The following is a 6,043-nucleotide window of genomic DNA, read 5'->3' as shown; positions in this document are numbered from 1 at the left end:
GAACTCGCGGGCGCGGGCGTGTGCCGCAGCGTGCGGACGGCCAACGGCCCGGTGCCGGGGGCGCGCATTCTGACCGCCGACGCGTCCGGGAAGCACTGACGCCGCGCGGTGGGGCCTCTGACCGCCACCAGGGTGGTCGCGACCTGAGGTTCGCGTAGCGAGATCCGTGGCGTCCCGCGGCGCCGAGACAAATCGGGCTCGGGCGCTGACAGCGAAGGACCTGAACGCAAATCACACGGTCACGCAACTAGTACGGCCGGAAGACGCCGAGAATCGGCGGGGCATAGGCTGCGGGGTGGCGGTGATCGCCGGATACGTGATGTGGACGGGAGTGCGGTGGCGGACGAGGCGACTGAGGGCAGGCTGGTACTCGCGGCGACACCGATGGGTGATGTCGGCGATGCCTCGCAGCGCCTGCGCGAAGCGCTGGCGACGGCCGATGTCGTCGCCGCCGAAGACACCCGCCGCACCAGGTCGCTGGCCAAGGCGCTCGACATCGAGATCACCGGCCGGGTGGTCAGTTTCTACGACCATGTGGAGACGGCGCGGATCCCGATGCTGCTCGATGAGATCGCCGCCGGTCGGACGGTGCTGCTGGTGACCGACGCCGGCATGCCGTCGGTCAGTGACCCCGGCTATCGGATGGTCGCGGCCTGCGTCGAGCGCGACCTGCCGGTGACCTGCCTGCCCGGCCCCTCGGCGGTGACCACGGCGCTGGCCTTGTCGGCCCTGCCGGTGGAACGGTTCTGCTTCGACGGATTCCCGCCACGCAAATCCGGCCAGCGCCGGGAATGGTTGCGCACCTTGGCCGCCGAGCCGCGCGCCTGTGTCTTCTTCGAGGCCCCACACCGCTTGGCCGACTGCCTGGCCGACGCCGTCGAGATCCTCGGACCGGATCGTCGCGCGGCCGTCTGCCGGGAGCTGACCAAGACCTACGAGGAAGTGGTCCGCGGCACCCTCGCCGAACTCGCGGCCTGGGCGGTGGAGGGCGCGCGCGGCGAGATCACCGTGGTCCTGGCGGGCGCGCAGCCTGCTTCGGCCGATCCCGCCGACCTGGTCGACGCGGTCGAATCCCGCACCGCCACCGGCATCCGCCTCAAGGATGCCTGCGCCGAAATCGCCGCCGCGCACGCCGTCTCCCGCCGCGAGCTCTACGACGCGGTCCTCACCGCCCGTCGCGGCTCGTAGCCCGTGGTCCCGCTCCCTCGACGCGACCTATGCCGGGACAACCCCGACCCGTTTCGCGAGGCGGCCGAGTTCGCCCATGGTGAGGTCGCGGCGAGCCCTGCGCATCATGTGTCCTACCAGCTCCCGGACGTGGGTCATGCTCCGGACGTGTTGGGGTGCGGCGTGCTCGGCGCGGAGAAGCGCATACAGGGATTCTCGGTAGTTGCGCCGCATCGCGTGTGCGCGGCCGATTTCCACGAAGTACTGAGCACGGCGGCCCTCGTTGGGTAGATCGTCCGGCGACAGCTGTGGTGCGAGCTCGAGTACTTCGCTGGGGTCACGCCGTTCCATGGCCGCCGACATCCGCCACAAGGCCACGTTGGCGGGACCGAAGGACTCGTTACGTGCGACAGACGTGTTCGACGCAGCGTGGGCGAGTCTGCCTGCCTGTTCGGCAGCCTCTTGAAGGTGCGGCTCAGGATCGCCGCCCATCGTGGCGGCCACCATCGACGCTTGCAGGTGCAGCATCCCATATGTCTCGATCTCGCCCACCGTGCGAACATCGGTGGCGATCTTCTCGGCGGTGCCCATGGTCGTGGCTAGAGCAGCAGGAAGCGCGCCGGGCCGTGACAGCATGATCTGGCCTTGGCTGAACGCGGCAGCGGCGAGCGGTGCCAGCCCACCAACGTGGATGGCTGCCCGTTCGGCTTCCTGCGCGGCAGTCCAGGCAAGGGCGTGGTAGCCGCGCGCCCGCAGCGCTGACGCAACGCCGTAGGCGACGGTGCCGAATACGTCCCATGCCCGCTCGGCGTGCGCGCTGTCGGCGTCGTGTACGTGCCGGTAGGCGTCGGTCAGCATCGGAACCATCATCGGGCCGAGCGTGGCGTAATCGCAGTCGTTGCGAATCCTGGTTGCCTTGTGCGTGAGCGCGACCAACTTGTCGAGGCTGTGCGGCGGGCGGGTGTCGGTCACGTTGCCCCGTGACCACAACACCGTTTCGATCTCTGGTACCACCATGTGGAACTCGGCGGTGGTCGGGTCGAGCTTCTCTTGTTCGTGACCGGTCAGATCGCCGATAGTGACGCCGAGCGCCGATGCCAGCGCGAGCAGGGTGCGGCGGGAGTCGATCGGCCGTTCCCCGTTCTCGTACTTGGCGATTGCGCCACGGCTCACGCCGACACGATCGGCGAGCACTTGCTGGGTGATACCGCGCCGGGCGCGTACGGCGCGGACCTGGCGGCCGACGTAGCGGCCCCCGTCCTGCTGGTAGTCGCTCATGTGCATCCCCTCGACGGCACGAGAGCCCCATGCTATCCGGCCGTCCCGGTGCGGGACAGACCAACACATGATCGCTGCGACGCTCAGACCGGCCCCGGCGCCGGGTCGATGCCCCTGATCGGCAATCCCCGGCACCGGGTGCCCACCAACGACAGCGAACATGACAGGGGACTCATCACCGCCCGCCGCGGCGAATAATGGGCCGGCGCGCGTCATGTGTGCGTCGGGTCGCGCGGCGGGCATGATCGTCGGTATGACTTCTCTGGAGAGCAAGGCCACGACGTTTCTCGGATTGCATGTACCGGGGAATCCGGGAGTATTCCCCACGGTATGGGATGCCTGGTCTGCGAAAGTCGCGGTGGAAGCCGGTTTTTCGGCCCTGACGGTCGGCAGTCATCCGCTGGCCGATTCGATCGGGCGCAGTGACGGGGAAGGGATGACCTTCGACGAGTCGATGACCCGGGTACGGCAGATCACCGCGGCGGTGGATGTCCCGGTGTCGGTCGATATCGAGTCCGGGTATGGGCTGGATCCGGCGCGGCTGATCGAGGGCCTGCTCGAGGCGGGCGCGATCGGACTCAATATCGAGGACACCGTGCACAGCGAGGGCAAGCGGCTGCGCACCGGGCAGGAGCATGCCGATCTCGTGCACCGGTTGCGCGAGTCCGCCGACGCGGCGGGCGTGCGCGTGGTGATCAACGCGCGCACCGACCTGTTCCTGCGCCAGGAGGGCGACGCGGCCGACCGCGTAGACCGTGCCATCGAACGCCTGAAGCTGGCCGCCGAGGCGGGCGCGGACGTGCTGTTCCCGGTGGGCCGCCACGCCGACGCCGACATGCGCCGGCTGACCGACGAACTGCCGCTGCCGGTCAGCGCCACCGTGCTCCCGGACCAGGCCGACAAGGCGGCCCTCGCCGATCAGGGCGTCGCCCGCATCACCTTCGGTCCGTTCCTCCAGACCGCTTTGACCACGGAGACCAACCGCCTGCTCGATCGCTGGAAGTGAGCGTGGCGGTCAAGCGGGAACGGGTAGCCCCAGCGTGGTCATCACCAACTGGACGAACAGTGGCGCCAGTTCCGGTACCCGCGCGGGTCCTTCAGCAATGATGACGCGGCGCGTGCGCTCGCCGATCGCGTCCGGGATCAGGGCGATCAGCTCGTCCGAGATCTGCGGCAGCGTCGGGTCCGCCGCGCGCGCCTCGTCGTAGAACAGCCGATACAGCTGGGCGAACCGGTCGACGGCCAGGTCACGGTAGCCGACGGCGGCCTGGTTCACTTTGAAGGACTCCACCAGCACCAGACGCGCGAAATCCGGCTCGGTGGCCACGGTCCGGCAGAACGTGACAACGATGGACTCGATCTTCGCGTACGGGTCGGCGTCCGGTGGCAATTGCGCGAGCTCGTCCGCGATCCGGGTCGCCACGATGTCGACCCCCGTGTGCACCGCCTCCACGAAGCACTCCTCTTTGTTGGTGAAGTGCTCGTAGAAGGTCGTGCGCGAAACCCGGGCTCGCGCAACGAGGTCGGTGAGCGTCGTCGCGGGATAGCCCTTGCTGTCGACACACTCGACCATGGCTTCGACCAGCCTGCCGCGCTGCGACGTGAGCACGGCTTCGCGCGCTGCGCGATGGCGCTCGGCGAAGCCGGACCGCTGAACGGATGTCGTCGCATGCTGCTGGCCCATGGGTGCCCTCTCTGTGCCGGAACCGATCCGAACGGAACATCGACGTACCGATCGCACACGGCCCGGGGCACTGCACGGCCGCGAACCGGTGTTTCATTATCCGACAACGGATTCCACCATGGGAAGTCAGGTGGATCGGTGCCCGGCTCGGCCCCGGGGAGAACAGTGCGAAAGTATTGCGCGCCTTGATATTCCGGCACGCAATACCGCCGCGTCAATCCTTCGGTTCGACGTACTTGGGAAAAACAGGTTCCGGCGCGGGCAAGGTCAGACCGGGCTCGATCGGGGTCGCGATATCGGCGAAGGTCCGGTTGCGCTGACCCAGTTGATCGAGGATGCGCCCCGCCGAACCCGGCATCACCGGCTGCACCAGGATCGCGACGATCCGCAGCACCTCCAGCGTCACATACAGCACGGTGGCCTCGCGGGCGAGGTCCTCCGGCGTACCGGATTTCGCCAGCGCCCACGGCGCCTGCGCGGAGAAGTACCGGTTGGTCTCGCCGAGCGTCAGCCAGATCGCCTCCAGCGCGAGATGCATCTGCTGCGCGTCGAATTCGGTGCGGCAGCGCTCCAGCAGGCCGCCGGCGAGGTCGAGCAGGGCGCGATCGTCGGCGGTGAACTCGCCGGGCGTCGGCACCACGCCGCCGCAGTCGCGCGCGACCAGCTTGGTGCTGCGCTGCACCAGGTTGCCGAACTCGTTGGCCAGGTCGCTGTTGATCCGGCCGACGATCGCCTCATGGCTGTAGCTGCCGTCCTGACCGTAGGAGATCTCGCGCAACAGGAAGAAGCGCACCGCGTCCAAGCCGTAGGTCTCGACCAGCTCCAGCGGGTCGACCACGTTGCCGACCGACTTGGACATCTTCTCGCCCTTGTTGTACAGGAACCCGTGCACGAACACGCGTTTGGGCAGCTGCACACCGGCCGACAGGAGGAACGCGGGCCAGTACACCGTGTGGAAGCGGGTGATGTCCTTGCCGATGATGTGCACGTCGGCGGGCCAGAACTTCCGGAACGCGGCGGATTCGGTGTCGGGGAAGCCGACGCCGGTGATGTAGTTGGTCAGCGCGTCCACCCACACGTACATGACGTGATCCGGGTGGCCGGGCACCGGCACACCCCAGTCGAAGGTGGTGCGCGAGATGGACAGATCCTTCAGCCCGGCCTTGACGTAGCTGACGATCTCGTTGCGACGCGTTGCCGGCGCGATGAATTCGGGATGCTCGTCGTACAGCGCGAGCAGCTTGTCCTGGTAGGCCGAGAGCCGGAAGAAGTAGTTCGACTCCTCGGTCCAGGTCACCGGGGTCCTGGACTCGGTGGAGACGCGGGTGCCGTCCTCCAGCACCGTGGTCTCCTCGTCGGTGTAGAACGCCTCGTCGCGCACCGAGTACCAACCCGAGTAGTTGCCCAGGTAGATGTCGCCGTTGGCGAGCATCCGCTCCCAGATCGCGGCGCTGGCCACCTGGTGGTCGTCGTCGGTGGTGCGGATGAACCGGTCGAGGGAGATGTCGAGCGTCTTGTCCATCGCCTCGAACACGTCGGAGTTGCGCGCGGCGAGCTCCTTCACCGGCATGCCCTCGGCGGTCGCGGCCTGCTGCATCTTCTGGCCGTGCTCGTCGGTGCCGGTCATGAAGAACACGTCGTACCCGTCGAGACGCTTGAACCGGGCGATGGCGTCGGCCGAGATGTACTCGTACGCATGCCCGATGTGCGGCGCACCGTTCGGATAGGCGATGGCCGTTGTGATGTAGAAGGCGGGGCGGTCAGCTTCGCTCATGGTGGTGTCTACTGTAATGCTCGTGCATTCCTTCGCTCGCGTGAATATCCCCGGCGACGATCCGCGAGTCGGCACCGCCGCGCTGCGCCGGGGTGGCCGTCGATGAGCGGCGCCCGTCCCGCGCCGGAGCTGCCGCAGCC

5 protein-coding genes are annotated in these 6,043 nt (G+C 68.0%); 2 read left to right on the top strand and 3 right to left on the bottom strand.

What is annotated here, in order from left to right; all coding sequences use genetic code 11:
- Positions 1-336 precede the first annotated feature (336 nt).
- The gene (rsmI, locus tag NA4_RS31730; protein WP_084497647.1) at positions 337-1,188 is read left to right on the top strand and encodes a 16S rRNA (cytidine(1402)-2'-O)-methyltransferase; all 852 of its coding nucleotides are present in this window, start codon (positions 337-339) and stop codon (positions 1,186-1,188) included.
- A 27-nt stretch (positions 1,189-1,215) separates the two neighbouring features.
- Here the strand turns inward: rsmI and NA4_RS31725 are convergent, their stop codons facing one another.
- Positions 1,216-2,445, bottom strand: coding sequence for a helix-turn-helix domain-containing protein (locus NA4_RS31725; protein ID WP_169811156.1), 1,230 nt, complete (start codon positions 2,443-2,445; stop codon positions 1,216-1,218).
- 253 nt (positions 2,446-2,698) lie between these two features.
- Here NA4_RS31725 and NA4_RS31720 point away from each other — a divergent pair, with 253 nt between their 5' ends.
- Entirely contained in the window at positions 2,699-3,451 is a 753-nt protein-coding gene (locus tag NA4_RS31720) for an isocitrate lyase/PEP mutase family protein (RefSeq protein WP_067478558.1), read from the top strand.
- Positions 3,452-3,460: 9 nt separating this feature from the next.
- Here NA4_RS31720 and NA4_RS31715 read toward each other — a convergent pair whose 3' ends face one another.
- Positions 3,461-4,129 carry a TetR/AcrR family transcriptional regulator gene (locus NA4_RS31715; RefSeq protein ID WP_067478552.1) on the bottom strand — a complete coding sequence of 223 codons (669 nt, stop codon included), beginning with the start codon at positions 4,127-4,129 and terminating at the stop codon, positions 3,461-3,463.
- Between the two features lie 214 nt (positions 4,130-4,343).
- On the bottom strand, positions 4,344-5,903 hold the full coding sequence (gene metG / locus NA4_RS31710) for a methionine--tRNA ligase (RefSeq protein ID WP_067478550.1): 1,560 nt from the start codon (positions 5,901-5,903) through the stop codon (positions 4,344-4,346).
- Positions 5,904-6,043 lie beyond the last annotated feature (140 nt).

Source organism: Nocardia amamiensis NBRC 102102 (assembly GCF_001612745.1).
In the GTDB taxonomy this organism is placed as follows: Bacteria; Actinomycetota; Actinomycetes; order Mycobacteriales; family Mycobacteriaceae; genus Nocardia; species Nocardia amamiensis.
This window is presented reverse-complemented; position numbering and strand designations above follow the sequence as displayed.